This window comes from Microbacterium sp. EB106-03-03-XG65 (assembly GCF_058791955.1).
Genome location: NZ_JBYTEB010000001.1, coordinates 2632845 through 2647905, shown reverse-complemented (window position 1 = coordinate 2647905; position 15061 = coordinate 2632845). Strand labels below are relative to the sequence as shown.

Annotated in this window: 13 protein-coding genes; 9 read left to right on the top strand and 4 right to left on the bottom strand. The window is 66.9% G+C overall.

Annotated features, from left to right (window positions below):
* The first annotated feature begins 41 nt into the window (after positions 1–41).
* The 8 genes from AC3WS6_RS12515 (at position 42) to clpX (ending at position 7702) form a co-directional block, all read left to right on the top strand.
* A complete protein-coding gene (locus tag AC3WS6_RS12515) occupies positions 42–551 on the top strand; it encodes a tetratricopeptide repeat protein (protein ID WP_328823964.1) in 510 nt (169 codons plus the stop codon).
* A gap of 81 nt (positions 552–632) precedes the next feature.
* The gene (locus tag AC3WS6_RS12510; RefSeq protein ID WP_053096644.1) at positions 633–1229 is read left to right on the top strand and encodes an ATP-dependent Clp protease proteolytic subunit; all 597 of its coding nucleotides are present in this window, start codon (positions 633–635) and stop codon (positions 1227–1229) included.
* A 20-nt stretch (positions 1230–1249) separates the two neighbouring features.
* The gene (locus tag AC3WS6_RS12505) at positions 1250–1891 is read left to right on the top strand and encodes an ATP-dependent Clp protease proteolytic subunit (protein ID WP_492501317.1); all 642 of its coding nucleotides are present in this window, start codon (positions 1250–1252) and stop codon (positions 1889–1891) included.
* Between the two features lie 150 nt (positions 1892–2041).
* A complete protein-coding gene (locus tag AC3WS6_RS12500) occupies positions 2042–2977 on the top strand; it encodes a sugar-binding transcriptional regulator (protein ID WP_492501316.1) in 936 nt (311 codons plus the stop codon).
* Positions 2974–3975 (top strand): deoxyribose-phosphate aldolase, encoded by a 1002-nt coding sequence (deoC, locus tag AC3WS6_RS12495; protein ID WP_492501315.1) that lies wholly within the window; start codon positions 2974–2976, stop codon positions 3973–3975. Before AC3WS6_RS12500 ends, deoC begins: the two co-directional genes overlap by 4 nt.
* A gap of 10 nt (positions 3976–3985) precedes the next feature.
* Positions 3986–5428 (top strand): aldehyde dehydrogenase family protein, encoded by a 1443-nt coding sequence (locus AC3WS6_RS12490; protein ID WP_492501314.1) that lies wholly within the window; start codon positions 3986–3988, stop codon positions 5426–5428.
* Complete coding sequence (locus AC3WS6_RS12485; RefSeq protein ID WP_492501313.1) at positions 5425–6276, top strand: aldehyde dehydrogenase family protein; 852 nt, start codon at positions 5425–5427, stop codon at positions 6274–6276. Before AC3WS6_RS12490 ends, AC3WS6_RS12485 begins: the two co-directional genes overlap by 4 nt.
* Positions 6277–6433: 157 nt before the next feature.
* Positions 6434–7702, top strand: a complete 1269-nt coding sequence (clpX, locus tag AC3WS6_RS12480; RefSeq protein ID WP_492501312.1) for an ATP-dependent Clp protease ATP-binding subunit ClpX — start codon at positions 6434–6436, stop codon at positions 7700–7702.
* Between the two features lie 17 nt (positions 7703–7719).
* Here the strand turns inward: clpX and AC3WS6_RS12475 are convergent, their stop codons facing one another.
* From AC3WS6_RS12475 to AC3WS6_RS12460, 4 genes are all read right to left on the bottom strand, one after another.
* Positions 7720–9771, bottom strand: a complete 2052-nt coding sequence (locus AC3WS6_RS12475; protein ID WP_492501311.1) for a M3 family metallopeptidase — start codon at positions 9769–9771, stop codon at positions 7720–7722.
* Positions 9772–9865: 94 nt separating this feature from the next.
* Positions 9866–10081: a hypothetical protein gene (locus AC3WS6_RS12470; protein WP_492501310.1), complete on the bottom strand. Its 216-nt coding sequence runs from the start codon at positions 10079–10081 to the stop codon at positions 9866–9868.
* Positions 10081–12675: a valine--tRNA ligase gene (valS, locus tag AC3WS6_RS12465; protein ID WP_492501309.1), complete on the bottom strand. Its 2595-nt coding sequence runs from the start codon at positions 12673–12675 to the stop codon at positions 10081–10083. Before valS ends, AC3WS6_RS12470 begins: the two co-directional genes overlap by 1 nt.
* Positions 12676–12742: 67 nt before the next feature.
* Positions 12743–13192 carry a hypothetical protein gene (locus tag AC3WS6_RS12460; RefSeq protein ID WP_492501308.1) on the bottom strand — a complete coding sequence of 150 codons (450 nt, stop codon included), beginning with the start codon at positions 13190–13192 and terminating at the stop codon, positions 12743–12745.
* 213 nt (positions 13193–13405) lie between these two features.
* Here AC3WS6_RS12460 and AC3WS6_RS12455 point away from each other — a divergent pair, with 213 nt between their 5' ends.
* Entirely contained in the window at positions 13406–15016 is a 1611-nt protein-coding gene (locus AC3WS6_RS12455; RefSeq protein ID WP_492501307.1) for an ABC transporter substrate-binding protein, read from the top strand.
* The last annotated feature ends 45 nt before the right edge of the window (positions 15017–15061 follow it).

Below are 15061 nucleotides of genomic sequence, written 5' to 3'. Positions count from 1 at the left end.
TGCTGCGGCATCCGCCCCTTTCTCGTGAATGGAGTGAGCAGATGACCGAGGAGACCATGAAGACCTGGGAAGAGCGCGTCGACGAGGTGTGGGACGACGCGACCGGTGAAGAGGTCGGGGACGACACGATCGCGAGGATCGACGCTCTCGCCGCCGAGCGGGGGAGTGACGATGCGCGCGCCGAGTTCGAACGCGCCGGTGCGCGGGACTCCGCGGGGCGGCCCGCCGAGGCGGTGGAGCTGTACAGACGCGCTCTCGCACTGGGTCTCGACGACGAGCATCGTCCCCAGTGCGTCATCCAGCTGGCGAGCTCGCTGCGCAACCTCGGAGAGTACGACGATGCCCTCGCCGTGATCCGCGCGGAGGAGGAGGTGTCGGGCGACGGCCCCTACCGGGACGCCGTCGCGACGGTGCACGCGCTGATCCTCGCGAGCGCGGGGCGCCCGGCGCAGGGCCTCTCGGTCGCGCTGCTCGCACTCGTGCCGCACCTGCCCCGGTACCACCGCTCGATGACTGCCTACGCCCACGAGATCGCCGAACTCGACGGCTGATATGCCGACGGCGAACACGGCCTGAGCGCTGCGTTGTCGCCGGTAGATTCGAATCACTGAAACACGGAATCAGGAGCTGACATGGCTGCAGAACCCCTCCTCGCTACGAGCGTCTTCGACCGACTGTTGAAGGACCGCATCATCTGGCTGGGATCGGAGGTGCGCGACGACAATGCGAACGAGATCTGCGCGAAGATCCTCCTTCTCGCCGCAGAGGACTCCGAGAAGGACATCTACCTCTACATCAACTCGCCCGGTGGATCGATCACCGCGGGCATGGCGATCTATGACACGATGCAGTTCGTTCCGAACGACATCGTCACGGTCGGGATCGGCATGGCCGCGTCGATGGGTCAGCTGCTGCTGACCGCGGGCACCAAGGGCAAGCGCTACATCACGCCCAACGCCCGGGTGCTGCTGCACCAGCCGCACGGTGGCTTCGGCGGAACGTCGAGCGACATCCAGACGCAGGCGCAGCTGATCACGTCGATGAAGAACCGCCTCGCCGAGATCACGGCCGCTCAGACCGGCAAGTCGGTCGAGCAGATCAACGAAGACGGCGACCGCGACCGCTGGTTCACCGCCGACGAGGCGCTCGAGTACGGCTTCGTCGATCACATCCGCGACTCGGCCACCGACGTCATCGGTGGCGGCGGAACCGACCAGGACATCAAGTAACGGAAAGCGAAAGGACTCTCATGTACGCACCCACCTTCCGCTCTGCCGGCGACCTTCCCTCCAGCCGCTACGTGCTGCCTCAGTTCGAGGAGCGCACGGCATACGGCTTCAAGCGCCAGGACCCCTACAACAAGCTGTTCGAAGATCGCGTGATCTTCCTCGGCGTCCAGGTCGACGACGCGTCGGCTGACGACGTGATGGCGCAGCTCCTCGTTCTCGAGAGCCAGGACTCCGAGCGCGACATCACGATGTACATCAACTCGCCCGGTGGCTCGTTCACCGCGATGACGGCGATCTACGACACGATGCAGTACGTCGCCCCGCAGATCCAGACCGTGGTGCTCGGCCAGGCGGCTTCGGCTGCATCTGTCCTGCTCGCCGGCGGCCACCCGGGCAAGCGCCTGGCCCTGCCCAACGCCCGTGTGCTCATGCACCAGCCGGCCATGGGCGAGGCCGGTCACGGCCAGGCATCCGACATCGAGATCCAGGCGGCGGAGATCCTCCGCATGCGCACGTGGCTCGAAGAGACGATGGCGCGCCACACCGGCAAGCCCGTCGAGCAGGTGAACCGCGACATCGATCGCGACAAGATCCTCTCGGCTGCCGAGGCGCTGGAGTACGGCATCGTCGACCAGGTGCTGACCTCGCGCAAGCGCGCCTAGGCGCTCGGTTCAGAAAGGACGTCGACCCTCGGGTCGGCGTCCTTTCTGCGTTTCCGGCAGATGTGCGGATGGTCTCGCTGCGCTGCTCATATGAGCGGATGCGTGCGCGAAAGCCGGGAGGCGCGTATCCTGGGGACAGAGGAGGATGCTGTGGACGAAGAGCTGACGATGGTCCGCGTCGCCGAGTTGTACTACGACGAGGAGAAGACGCAGGACGAGATCGGAGCGCTTCTGGGGCTCTCCCGGTGGAAGGTCGGTCGACTGCTGATCCAGGCGCGTGAGCGTGGAATCGTGCGGATCGAGATCATCCATCCCCGTGCACGTCGGCTCGGACTCGAGCGCCAGCTCGTCGATCTGCACGGCCTCGCCGCCGCGGTCGTCGTGCCCGCGCCCGACGGCGACGACGGCACGCTCGAGCGCGTCGCCCAGGCGGCAGCCGACTACCTCACCGCGATGCGCCCCGTGCCTCGAACGCTCGGAGTGAGCTGGGGGCGAACGTTGCGGGCTGTGGCCGAGGCGCTGCCCGACGGGTGGGCCACCGGGGTCACGGTGGTGCAGCTGAACGGGGGAGTGAGCCTGAACCGGCGGTCCGGCGGCGCCGCGGGACTCGCGGTCACGATCGCTCAGCGTGCCTCGGGTCAGGTATCGCTGCTTCCGAGTCCCGCGATCCTCGAACGTGTCGAGACCAAGCAGGCGATCGAGTCGGACCGCACCGTCGCGGCTGTGCTCGAAGAGGCAGCCGAAGCGCAGGCCTTCCTCTTCACGGCGGGGCCGTGCGATGCCAGCTCCGCGCACGTCGAGAACGGCTATCTGTCGGCGTCGGACGTCGAGGAACTCGCCCGCCGCGGTGCCGTGGGCGATGTCCTCGGACGCTATATCGATGCCGACGGCAACATCGTCGACCCGCAGCTCGATGCGCGGACCGTCGGGGTGGACCTCGGACGCCTTCGAGGTGCGAGTCGAGCTGTCTTCGTGACAGCCGGCGACGCGAAGCATGACATCGCGCGCACGGTCGTGACCAGCGGCCTGTGCAGCGTGTTGGTGACAGATGAGAACACAGCACGAGCATTGTTGGAGGAACGATGACGACTCAAGAACTCAGCCGCAGATCGGCGGTGGACGTTCTCGGCGGTGAGCCGGATGACGCCACTCTCCGCCGGTTCCTGCACGGACTCCCCGGCGTCGATGCCACGGGTCTCGAGCAGCGCGCTGCCGGCCTCGGCACGCGTTCGATCAAGACCACGTCGAAGGCCTGGGCACTCGACACGATCATCAGACTGATCGACCTCACCACGCTCGAGGGTTCCGACACACCCGGCAAGGTGCGCTCGCTCGTCGCCAAGGCCAAGAACCCGGACGCCGCGGACCCGTCGACCCCGAAGGTCGCTGCCGTCTGCGTGTACGGCGACATGGTCGGCGACGCCGTCGACGCCCTCGGCGCTCTGCACGGCGACCCGGACGACGGACTCATCTCGGTCGCAGCGGTCGCCACCGCGTTCCCGAGCGGGCGGTCATCTCTGGCCATCAAGCTGGCCGACACCGCCGAAGCGGTCGCCGCGGGCGCAGATGAGATCGACATGGTCATCGATCGAGGAGCCTTCCTCTCGGGCCGCTATGGACTCGTGTACGACCAGATCGCACAGGTGAAGGAGGCGTGCCGCCGTGCGGATGGGTCGTCTGCCTCTCTCAAGGTGATTCTCGAGACCGGCGAACTGAACACCTACGACAACATCAAGCGTGCATCGTGGCTCGGCATCCTCGCCGGAGGCGACTTCATCAAGACGTCCACCGGAAAGGTGCAGCCGGCGGCGACGCTGCCCACCACGCTGCTCATGCTCGAGACGGTTCGCGACTGGTACCGCGGCACGGGGGAGCGCATCGGCGTGAAGCCCGCCGGCGGCATCCGTTCTTCGAAGGACGCCGTGAAGTACCTCGTCACGGTCGCCGAGACCGTGGGCGAGGAATGGCTCCAGCCACACCTCTTCCGCTTCGGCGCCTCGAGCCTGCTCAACGATGTGCTGCTGCAGCGCCAGAAGCTCACCACCGGCCACTACTCCGGCCCTGACTACGTCACGATCGACTAGGAGCCCGCATATGTCATTCCTGGAATACGCTCCGGCACCGGAGTCGAAGGCCGTTCTCAACCTCAAGGACAGCTACGGCCTCTTCATCGACGGCGAATTCGTCGACGGCTCCGGCCCCGGCTTCACCACGATCTCCCCGGCCGATGAGACCCGCATCGCTGAGATCGCGACGGCCGATGACGGCGACATCGACCGCGCGGTCGCCGCCGCACGTCGGGCCTACGAGAAGACCTGGTCGAAGATGAGCGGTCGCGATCGGGGCAAGTACCTCTTCCGCATCGCGCGCCTCGTGCAGGAGCGGGCTCGCGAGCTCGCCGTCGCCGAGAGCCTCGACAACGGCAAACCGATCAAGGAGAGTCGCGATGTCGACGTGCCCCTGGTCGCCTCCTGGTTCTTCTATTACGCGGGATGGGCCGACAAGCTCGACTACGCGGGACTCGGCGCAGACCCGCGCGCGCTCGGTGTCGCGGGGCAGATCATCCCGTGGAACTTCCCGCTGCTCATGCTCGCGTGGAAGCTCGCTCCTGCGCTCGCGGCAGGCAACACCGTCGTTCTCAAGCCCGCCGAGACCACGCCTCTGACGGCGCTGATCTTCGCCGAGATCCTGCAGCAGGCCGATCTGCCGCCCGGAGTCGTCAACATCGTCACGGGGGCCGGTGCCACCGGCGCCACGCTCGTGCGCCATCCCGACGTCGACAAGGTGGCCTTCACGGGCTCGACCGGCGTGGGGCGCGACATCGCCCGTGCCGTGGCCGGCACCGACAAGAAGCTCACACTCGAACTGGGCGGCAAGGCGGCGAACATCGTGTTCGACGACGCTCCCATCGACCAGGCCATCGAGGGGATCGTCAACGGCATCTTCTTCAACCAGGGACACGTGTGCTGCGCAGGCAGCCGGCTGCTCGTGCAGGAGTCGATCCATGACGAGGTCATCGATCGTCTGAAGAGCCGCCTGTCGACCCTGCGTCTCGGGGATCCGCTCGACAAGAACACCGACATCGGCGCGATCAACTCGGCGGCGCAGCTGGCCCGGATCCGCGAGCTCAGCGACATCGGCGAGGCCGAGGGAGCAGAGCGCTGGACTGCGGACTGCGCGATCCCTGACAAGGGTTTCTGGTTCGCCCCGACGATCTTCACGGGCGTCGAGGCATCTCATCGCATCGCTCGCGATGAGGTCTTCGGTCCTGTCCTGTCGGTGCTCACGTTCCGAACGCCCGCCGAGGCGGTTGCGAAGGCGAACAACACACCGTACGGCCTCTCCGCCGGCATCTGGTCAGATAAGGGATCGCGCATTCTCGCTGTCGCCGATCGGCTCCGAGCCGGCGTGATCTGGGCCAACACCTTCAATCGATTCGACCCGTCGAGCCCGTTCGGCGGCTACAAGGAGTCCGGATACGGCCGCGAAGGCGGACGTCAGGGACTCACTGCGTACCTCAAGGGGGCCTCCGCATGAGCAAGCGACTCAGTGTGCCGAAGACGTACAAGCTGGCGATCGGCGGCGCCTTCCCGCGCAGCGAATCCGGCCGCACGTACGAGGTGCTCTCGGCGAAGGGATCGTTCCTCGCGAATGCGGCCCAGGCATCTCGCAAGGATGCGCGGGACGCGGTCGTCGCCGCCCGCGCCGCAGTGAAGGGCTGGTCAGGAGCCACTGCGTACAACCGCGGGCAGGTGCTCTACCGTGTGGCAGAGGTGCTCGAGGGCCGCCGTGCGCAGTTCATCGACGAGATCGCCGCACAGGAGGGCGTGTCGGCGGGGGCCGCCGCCTCGCAGGTGGACGAGGCCATCGATCTCTGGGTCTGGTACGCGGGCTGGTGCGACAAGTACGCGCAGGTCGCAGGAAACGCCAACCCGGTGTCAGGGCCGTACTTCAACATCTCCGTTCCGGAGCCCACCGGAGTCGTCGCGATCGTCGCGCCTCAGGATTCCGCGCTCGTCGGACTCGTGTCGGTCGTGGCACCGGCGTTGGTGGCCGGCAACGCGGTGGTCGTGATCGCGAGTGAGAGGTTCCCGCTGTCGGCGATCAGTCTCGCCGAAGTGCTGGCGACGAGCGACGTGCCTGGCGGCGTCGTCAACGTGCTCACGGGATCGCCGGCCGAGATGGCCCCGTGGCTCGCTTCGCACCAGGACGTCAACGCGCTCGACCTCGCCGGAGCCGGCGACCTCGAATGGGTCGACCTGCAGATCTCTGCGGCCGAGACGCTGAAGCGCGTGCTCGCGCCCGGCGAGGTCACGGCATCGCCGGAGCGCATCACCGCGTTCACAGAGTTGAAGACGGTCTGGCACACCAAGAGCATGGTCTGATTCGCCGCTCTGAGGGCCCGCCCGCGTCGTTCGGGGCGGGCCCTCTGCGCGAGTCGATACGGACTCGAGATGTCTGCGACGCGCCAATGCGTCCCGGTGTCGGATGCACCGGTTAGGCTCAGTAGACGATCTCTGGATCCCCCCTAGGAGGACGCGCATGGCCCGTATCGGTGAAAGCGCTGACCTGTTCAAGTGCTCGTTCTGCGGAAAGAGCCAGAAGCAGGTGCAGCAGCTCATCGCTGGCCCCGGTGTGTACATCTGCGACGAATGCGTCGAGCTGTGCAACGAGATCATCGAGGAGCGGATGGCCGAGTCCTCCGCCGAGGGGAGCGCCGACTTCGAGCTGCCCAAGCCCCGCGAGATCTTCTCGTTCCTCGAGGAGTACGTCGTCGGGCAGGAGCCGGCAAAGAAGGCGTTGGCCGTCGCCGTCTACAACCACTACAAGCGCATCCGTGCACACGGCACGCTGCAGACGGCCGAGCAGAAGGCCGAGAGCGTCGAGATCGCGAAGAGCAACATCCTGCTCATCGGACCGACCGGCTGCGGCAAGACCTACCTGGCTCAGACGCTCGCGAAGCGCCTCAACGTGCCCTTCGCGGTCGCAGACGCCACGGCTCTCACCGAGGCCGGGTACGTCGGCGAAGACGTCGAGAACATCCTCCTCAAGCTCATCCAGGCCGCGGATTACGACGTCAAGCGCGCTGAGCAGGGCATCATCTACATCGACGAGGTCGACAAGATCGCCCGCAAGGCCGAGAACCCGTCGATCACCCGTGACGTCTCGGGCGAGGGCGTGCAGCAGGCGCTGCTCAAGATCATCGAGGGCACGGTCGCATCGGTACCGCCGCAGGGCGGACGCAAGCACCCGCACCAGGAGTTCCTGCAGATCGACACCTCGAACGTGCTGTTCATCGTCGCCGGTGCATTCGCGGGACTGGAAGACATCGTGTCGGCGCGCGTCGGCAAGCACGGCATCGGCTTCGGCGCTCCGCTGCACGACAAGGGCAAGGATCTCGACCTGTTCAGCGAGGTCCTGCCCGAGGACCTCCACAAATTCGGCCTCATCCCCGAGTTCATCGGGCGTCTGCCCGTGGTGACGTCGGTCTCGCCGCTCGATCAGGATGCCCTCATCGACATCCTCACCGGCCCGCGCAACGCCCTCGTGAAGCAGTACCAGCGCATGTTCGAACTCGATGGCGTGCAGCTGGAGTTCGAAGAGAACGCCCTGCGCTCCATCGCCGACCTCGCGGTCGAACGGAAGACGGGCGCTCGAGGGCTGCGCGCCATCCTCGAAGACGTTCTCGGACCGATCATGTTCGAGATCCCCTCCGCAGAAGACGTGGCAAAGGTCATCGTCACTCAGGCGGCCGTCGACGAAGGTGCCCCTCCGACGATCGTGATGGAGCGCAAGCGCAAGAGCGCCTGAGCTCCACCCCGTCCGGCTCAGCCCTCGAGGCCGCGTCGCTTCAGCAGCGGAGCGATATCGGCATCCCGGCCGCGGAAGTCTCTGTACGCCTCGAGCGGGTCTTTCGACCCTCCGACGCCCAGGAGGAGAGCACGGAAACGGTCTCCGTTCTCGCGGCTGAGGCCTCCGTTCTCGCGGAACCATTCGACCGTGTCGGCGTCGAGGACCTCGCTCCAGATGTAGGAGTAGTAGCCGGCGCTGTACCCGCCTGAGAACACGTGTGCGAAGTACGTCGACGAGTAGCGGGTCGGTACGACTGGATCGTCCAATCCGATGTCGGCGAGGGCAGCCGCCTCGAACTCCGCCACGTCGCCGATCTCCGCGTCTGCAGCAATCGCGTGCCACGCCTGGTCGAGCCAGGCCGCGGCGAGATATTCGCTCGTGTCGTGACCCTGGTTGAACGCCTCCGTCGCGCGCAGTCGATCGACGATCGCCGGGTCGAGCGGCTCTCCCGTCTCATGGTGTCGCGCATAGTTGTCGAGGACCTCGGGCCACAGGATCCACATCTCGTTGACCTGACTCGGGAACTCCACGAAGTCGCGGAACACGTTCGTTCCGGCGAAGTGGGGGTAGGTGACGACGGCGAACAGCCCATGCAGGGCATGACCGAACTCGTGAAAGAGCGTGGTGACCTCGTCGAGAGTGAGCAGCGTCGGCTCGCCGTCTCCGGGCTGGGCGACGTTGAGGTTGTTGACGACGACGGGCGAGGTTCCGCGCAGCCGCGACTGGCTCACGATCGGGTTCATCCACGCGCCTCCGCGCTTCGAGTCGCGCGTGTAGAGATCCAGAACATAGAGCCCCAGTGCGGTGCCGTCGGCGTTGTGCACCTCGAACACGCGCGCACCCTCGTGGTAGGCGACGAGATCCTTCCGTTCCGCGAAGGTGACGCCGTACAGTTTCGTGGCCGCGAAGAACACGCCGTCCTGCAGAACCCTCTCTGCCTCGAACCAGGGGCGCAGCGCGCTCGTGTCGATCGCATACCGCGCGGTCCGCACCTTCTCGGTGTAGAACGCCCAGTCGTGCGCGTCGATCGGAAAAGCTGCAGCTTCGGTGTCGTCGACGATCTTCTGCAGGGCTTCGCGCTCGGCCACGGCATTGCGGGCAGACGGCGACGCCAGCTCGCGGAGCATCCGCTCGACCGCATCCGGGGTGCCCGCCGTCTCGTCTGCAGTGACGTAGGCGGCATGGGAGTCGTAGCCGAGCAGAGCTGCGCGTTCGGCGCGGAGGCGCACGATCTCTGCGAGCACGGGGCGATTGTCGTTCGCGTTGCCGCGGGACGCGCGAGCACGGGAGGCCGCCATGATGCGGCGGCGCGACTCGCGGTCGCGGAGCTGTGCGAGGTATGGGTGCCCGGTGAACAGCGGAAGAGAGATGACGAGGCGGCCGTCGAGGCCCCGGTCGGCAGCCGCACGCGCCGCGGCGGAGCGCTCTCCCGTGCTCAGACCCGCAAGCTCGTCGGCTGAGTCGAACACCACTGCGAGGTCATTGGTGTCGTTCAAGAGGTTGCGCTCGAAGGTGTTGCTCAGCGTCGACAGCTGCTGATTCAGAGCGGTCAGTCTGCTCTTCGCCTCATCGTCGAGGGCCGCGCCCGCGTGCGTCATCTCCCGATGGTGCCGTTCGACGAGGTATCGCTGCTCGTCGTCGAGGTCGAGATCGTCGAGACGATCATGCACCTGCTGCACTCGCCAGTACAGTGCACTGTCGAGGGTGATCGCGTCGTTGTGAGCCGCCATCAGGGGCGCGAGCTGCTCATCGACGGCCTGGATCTCGGGTGTCGCGTCAGCGGAGCTCACGGTGTAGAACGCGTGCGCCACTCGATCGAGCAGTTCTCCCGAGCGCTCGAGAGCCTCGATGGTGTTCTCGAACGTGGGCATGGAGCGCACCATCGTGATGCGGGCGACCTCGCGGAGGTGCTCGTCGAAGGCCGCCTCGAATGCGGGGAGATAATGTTCCGGCCTGATCGCGCGGTAGTCGGGGAGCCCGTAGGGCAGGTCTGACGGCTGGAGCAGCGGATTCGAGGCGTCGGTCATGGGTCGAGCCTAACCACCGCGCGTGCACGATGACCGAGACCCTCCGTGCCCGGAGGCGACGGAGGGTCTCGGAGGGGGCGGGGGCTGAGCCGGATCAGTCTTCGAACGGGCGGGCGATCACGTCACCGGTCGAGGTCTGCACGACCTCCCATCCGGAGTCGAGCTCGGCGATCGCTCGGCCCTCGAGCCATGTCAGCGTCCAGTGCCCGGCAAGGCCCCGGGATTCCACCTCGGCGATCACCGGTCGCAGGGACTCGGGGACGGAGGCCGGGGGCTGTGTTCCGGTGGCCCATCGGGTGCCGAGCTGCATCACGCGCCCTCGATCGGCGCGAGTTCGATCGCGGTGACCGCGAAGTCGTCGGCTTCGCTGAACTCGAGCTCCGCGATGCGCCCTACGGCCTTCAGATCCTCGGCTGCGGCCCGCAGTGCGTCGAGCTTCGCCTCGGGCGCCGCGATCGCCGCACGAGCGACGGGAGTCTTCTGCGATGCCTTCGCCTCGGTCTTCGCGCGGCGGATGCCGATCAGCGCCTCACTCGCGGCCGACAGCACGGCCGTGTCGCCGTCGATGCCGAGAGGCTCCGGCCACGCCGCGGTGTGGACCGAGCCCTCTTCGAACCAGGACCACACCTCTTCGGTCGCGAACGAGAGGATCGGCGCGAGAAGACGCAGCAGCGTCGACAACGCCAGGCGCAATGCGAGTGCCGCGGAGGCCTGGCCCACGTCGTTCTGGTTGTAAGCGCGCTCCTTGACCAGCTCGAGATAGTCGTCGCAGAAGGTCCAGAAGAACGCCTCGGTGACCTCGAGCGCCTTGGCCTGGTCGTAGTTCTCGAACGCCTTTGTCGCCTCGGCGATCACGGTGTCGAGCCCGGTCAGCATCGAGGCATCGAGCGCGTGCGTCACCTGCGCGCCCTCGGGCACGGGGAACGACAGCACGAACTTCGCAGCGTTCAGCACCTTGATCGCCAGGCGGCGGCCGATCTTGACCTGCGTCGGGTTCTGCGGGTCGAAGGCGGCATCCATACCCAGGCGGCTGGACGCTGCCCAGTAGCGCACCGCGTCCGACCCGTGGGTCTCGAGGATGTCCGCCGGGGTGACGACGTTGCCCTTCGACTTCGACATCTTCTTGCGGTCAGGATCGACGATGAAGCCCGAGATCGCGGCGTTGCGCCACGGCGCGCGACCGTCTTCGAGAGTGGAGCGCAGCATGGTCGAGAAGAGCCACGTGCGGATGATGTCCTGACCCTGCGGACGCAGATCGAACGGAGCCGTGAGCTGCCACAGCTCCTCGTCGCGCTGCCAACCACCGGCGAGCTGCGGAGTGAGCGACGAGGTGGCCCAGGTGTCGAGGATGTCGGCCTCGGCCTCGAAACCACCCGCCACCCCACGCTGATCCTCGGTGTACCCCTCGGGTACGTCGGTCGTCGGGTCGATGGGGAGACTCGCGTGATCCGGAGCGATCACCCGGTCGTAGTCGCGCTCGCCGTTCTCGTCGAGTCCGTACCACAGCGGGATCGGCACGCCGAAGAACCGCTGACGCGACACGAGCCAGTCTCCGGTCAAGCCATTGACCCAGTTCTCGTAGCGCACGCGCATGAAGTCGGGGTGCCACGCCAGCTGCGTTCCGCGCTCGAGCAGCTCGTCGCGCAGCTTCGCGTCGCGTGCGCCGTTGCGGATGTACCACTGGCGGGTCGAGACGATCTCGAGAGGACGGTCGCCCTTCTCGAAGAACTTCACCGCGTGGTTGAACGGCTTGCCGACCGCCGTCATGTCGCCGGTCTCCTGCAGCTTCTCGACGATGGCCTTGCGGGCGGAGAACACCGTCTTGCCCGCGAGCTCTGCCGCGTACCACTCGATCGCCTCGGCGTCTGCGACGATCGACGGCGCGGTGGGGAGGAAGCGGCCGTCGAGACCGATCGTCGTCATGTTGGGGAGGTGGTCGCCCACCGCCGTGCGCAGCTCGCGCCACCAGATGATGTCGGTCACATCGCCGAAGGTGCAGACCATCGCCGCGCCGGTGCCCTTGTCGGGCTGTGCGAGGTGGTGACCGTGGATCTCGATCTCGGCGCCGAAGAACGGCGTACGCACCTTCGTGCCGATCAGGTGCTTGTGCGGGCCTTCGGGGTGGGTCACGATCGCGATGCACGCGGGAAGCAGCTCGGGACGGGTGGTCTCGATCGTGATCGAACCGGAGCCGTCGACGAACGGGAAGTCGATGGTGTGGTACGCGGCCTGCTGGTCGCGATCCTCGAGCTCGGCCTGCGCGATCGCCGATCGGAAGTCGATGTCCCACAGCGTCGGCGCGAGCGACTGGTAGGCCTCTCCGCGCTCGAGGTTGCGCAGGAACGCGAGCTGGCTCTGACGGATCGTGTCGTCGGAGATGGTGCGGTAGGTCTGCGTCCAGTCGACCGAGAGGCCGAGCTGGCGGAACAGGGCTTCGAACTGCTTCTCGTCCTCGATCGTCAGGCGTTCGCAGAGCTCGATGAAGTTTCGACGACTGATCGGCACCTGGTCGGCGGCGCGGCTGGACTTGTTGTCGCCGCCTTCGAACGGCGGGGTGAAGTCGCTCTGGTAGGGCAGCGTCGGGTCGCACCGCACGCCGTAGTAGTTCTGCACGCGGCGCTCGGTGGGCAGACCGTTGTCGTCCCAGCCCATCGGGTAGAACACGTCCTTGCCGCGCATGCGCTCGAACCGCGCCTTGACGTCGGTGTGCGTGTACGAGAACACGTGACCGATGTGCAGGCTGCCGGATGCGGTCGGCGGGGGAGTGTCGATCGAGTAGACGCCGTCGCGGCCGGACTCTGCGGCGCGGATGCGGTCGAACAGATACGTCCCCTGCTCGGACCAGGCCTCACCCCACTTCGCTTCGAGACCTTCGAGTACGGGCTTGTCAGGAATCGTGGACATGGAGGTCTCCTCGAGCGATGTGTGCGGCACTGTGTGAGCGTGCCTGAGTGTGGGTTGTGCCCACAGTCTATTCGCCCCAGACCGCCTCGACGATCGCGATGGCCTGCTCGTTCGTGACCGCGAGGTCTCCGTAGGTCGCGGCCTGCGTCGTGAGGTCGGGGTCGATCTGCTGCACGACAGCGGGGATGTCCACGAACTCTCCATCGGATGCCGTGACGGAGAGCTGGATCTGGTCGCTCCGGACATCGTTGTTCTGGAGGACGATCCGGAGGATCCCTGCGAGGTCGTCCGGCGACAGCTCCTGATCGGCGAGATCGACGCCGACGACGAGGCTGAACGTGAAGCCGGACAGCCCCTTCGCCGCGAACGAGTCGGTGACGCCGATGTCGGATGCCGCGAGCGCGGCCGGGATGGTTTCGGCGAAGTCCCCCTGCGAGAGCTCCTTCGCGAACACTCCGCACCCGGTGAGCGATGCGGCGAGCGCGACAGCGGCCGCGGTGACGGCCGCGCCACGCATCGTCGATCGTGTGAACCATCGCCTCATCACAGTCGGCCCTCCGCGTCGCCGTGCACGTGCGGGCTTCCCCGCTCAGGTGTCCTCGAAGTATAGGAGCGGGCGGTTCCCGGGCGCGCCCCGCTCGGCGCCCTGAACGCGCAGAGCCCGTACAATTGGATCGAGTCCAAGAACTGGCGTGCCCGCGCCCCGTCTCCGTACCCTCTGAGGATCACCATGCCTGTCTTCGTTCGTCGCCGCGCCCTGTCGATCGGGGTCGTCGCGGCCGCCTCCGCGCTGCTGCTCAGTTCCTGCGCCGACCCGGCGTCAGAATCGGACGGCGGAGAGCTCGTATGGTCGATCGAGGGCGCGAACCTCTCGGCCGGGCACATGGACCCGCAGGTGAGCCAGCTCGACGTCTCCGGCATGGTTCAGCGCGCCGTGCTCGACTCGCTCGTCTTCCAAGAGGACGACGGCTCGTTCACCCCCTGGCTGGCGAAGAAGTGGAGCGTCTCTCCGGACAGCACCGAGTACACGTTCGAGCTCCGAGACGACGTCACCTTCACGGACGGCGAGCCTTTCGATGCCGAGGCCGTCAAGGTGAACTTCGACCGCATCGTCGATCCCGAGACCGAGTCCGCTCAGGCGGCGTCGATGCTCGGGGCGGACTTCTACGAGGGAACGGATGTCGTGGACGAGCACACCGTCACGGTGCGCTTCAGCCAGCCGTACGCGCCGTTCCTGCAGGCGGCCAGCACCCCTCAGCTCGGGTTCTACTCACCGGCGGTCCTGGCAGCGTCGGCTGGTGAGCTCAAGGCGGGCGGTCCCGGCATCACGGTGGGCACGGGGCCCTACGAGCTGACGGAGTACACCCCCGATCAGGAGATCGTCTACACGCGCAATGACGACTACGCGTGGGGGCCGCACGGTGAGAAGGCGCCGGACGTCGAGACGCTGCGCGTCGAGATCCAGCCGGAAGCCTCGGTGCGCACGGGGGTCATGCAGAGCGGTGAAGCCGATCTCGCGAGCAACATCCCGCCGAACCTCGCCGGTGACCTCGGCGACGGCATCACGGTCGACTCGATCGAGTATCCGGGGCTGCCCTACTCGCTCTACCTCAACGAGAAGTACGGTGTGTTCGCTGACGAGAAGGTCCGTCAGGCGTTCGCCCGCGGCATCGATGTGGATGCGGCGGTCGAGGAGATCTTCTTCGATCAGTTCCCTCGTGCCTGGAGCGTGCTGGGTTCCAGCACGCCGGGATACGACGCGTCACTCGAGGGCACGTGGGCGTTCGATCCGGACGCGGCGAGCGCGCTGCTCGACGAGGCGGGGTGGACGGAGCGCGACAGCGACGGCATCCGCATGAAGGACGGACAGCGTCTGTCGGCGCGGTGGATCGCCTGGACCCCGGTTCCCGACGACCGGGCGGCTCTCGCCAACGCGATCCAGTCGGACCTCAAGGCGATCGGGTTCGAGGTGGTCAGGGAGGTGCTGGAGCCGGGCGCGTACAACGAGCAGTACGGCCCGAAGACCTTCGACCTCACGGACTGGGGATTCTCGGGTGTCGACCCCGACTTCCTGCGTGCCCACCTCCACTCCGAGGGCTTCCAGAACGCTTCGCAGGTCACCGACCCCGAGATCGACACGCTGCTCGATCAGGCGGTCGCGTCCAGCGATCAGGACCAGCGCAACGCGATCTACACCCAGCTGCAGGAGTGGAACGCCGAGTACACCGCGATCGTCCCGCTGTACAGCCCCTCGGCCATCACGGCGGTCGGGGAGCGGGTGAGTGGACTCGACTACGACCTGTACGGTCGCCCGCTCTTCTACGACGTGAGCGTGGGCTGACGCCCTCGACGCCCTCGACGCCCCGCGCCCGTGCCCGTGCGCAGG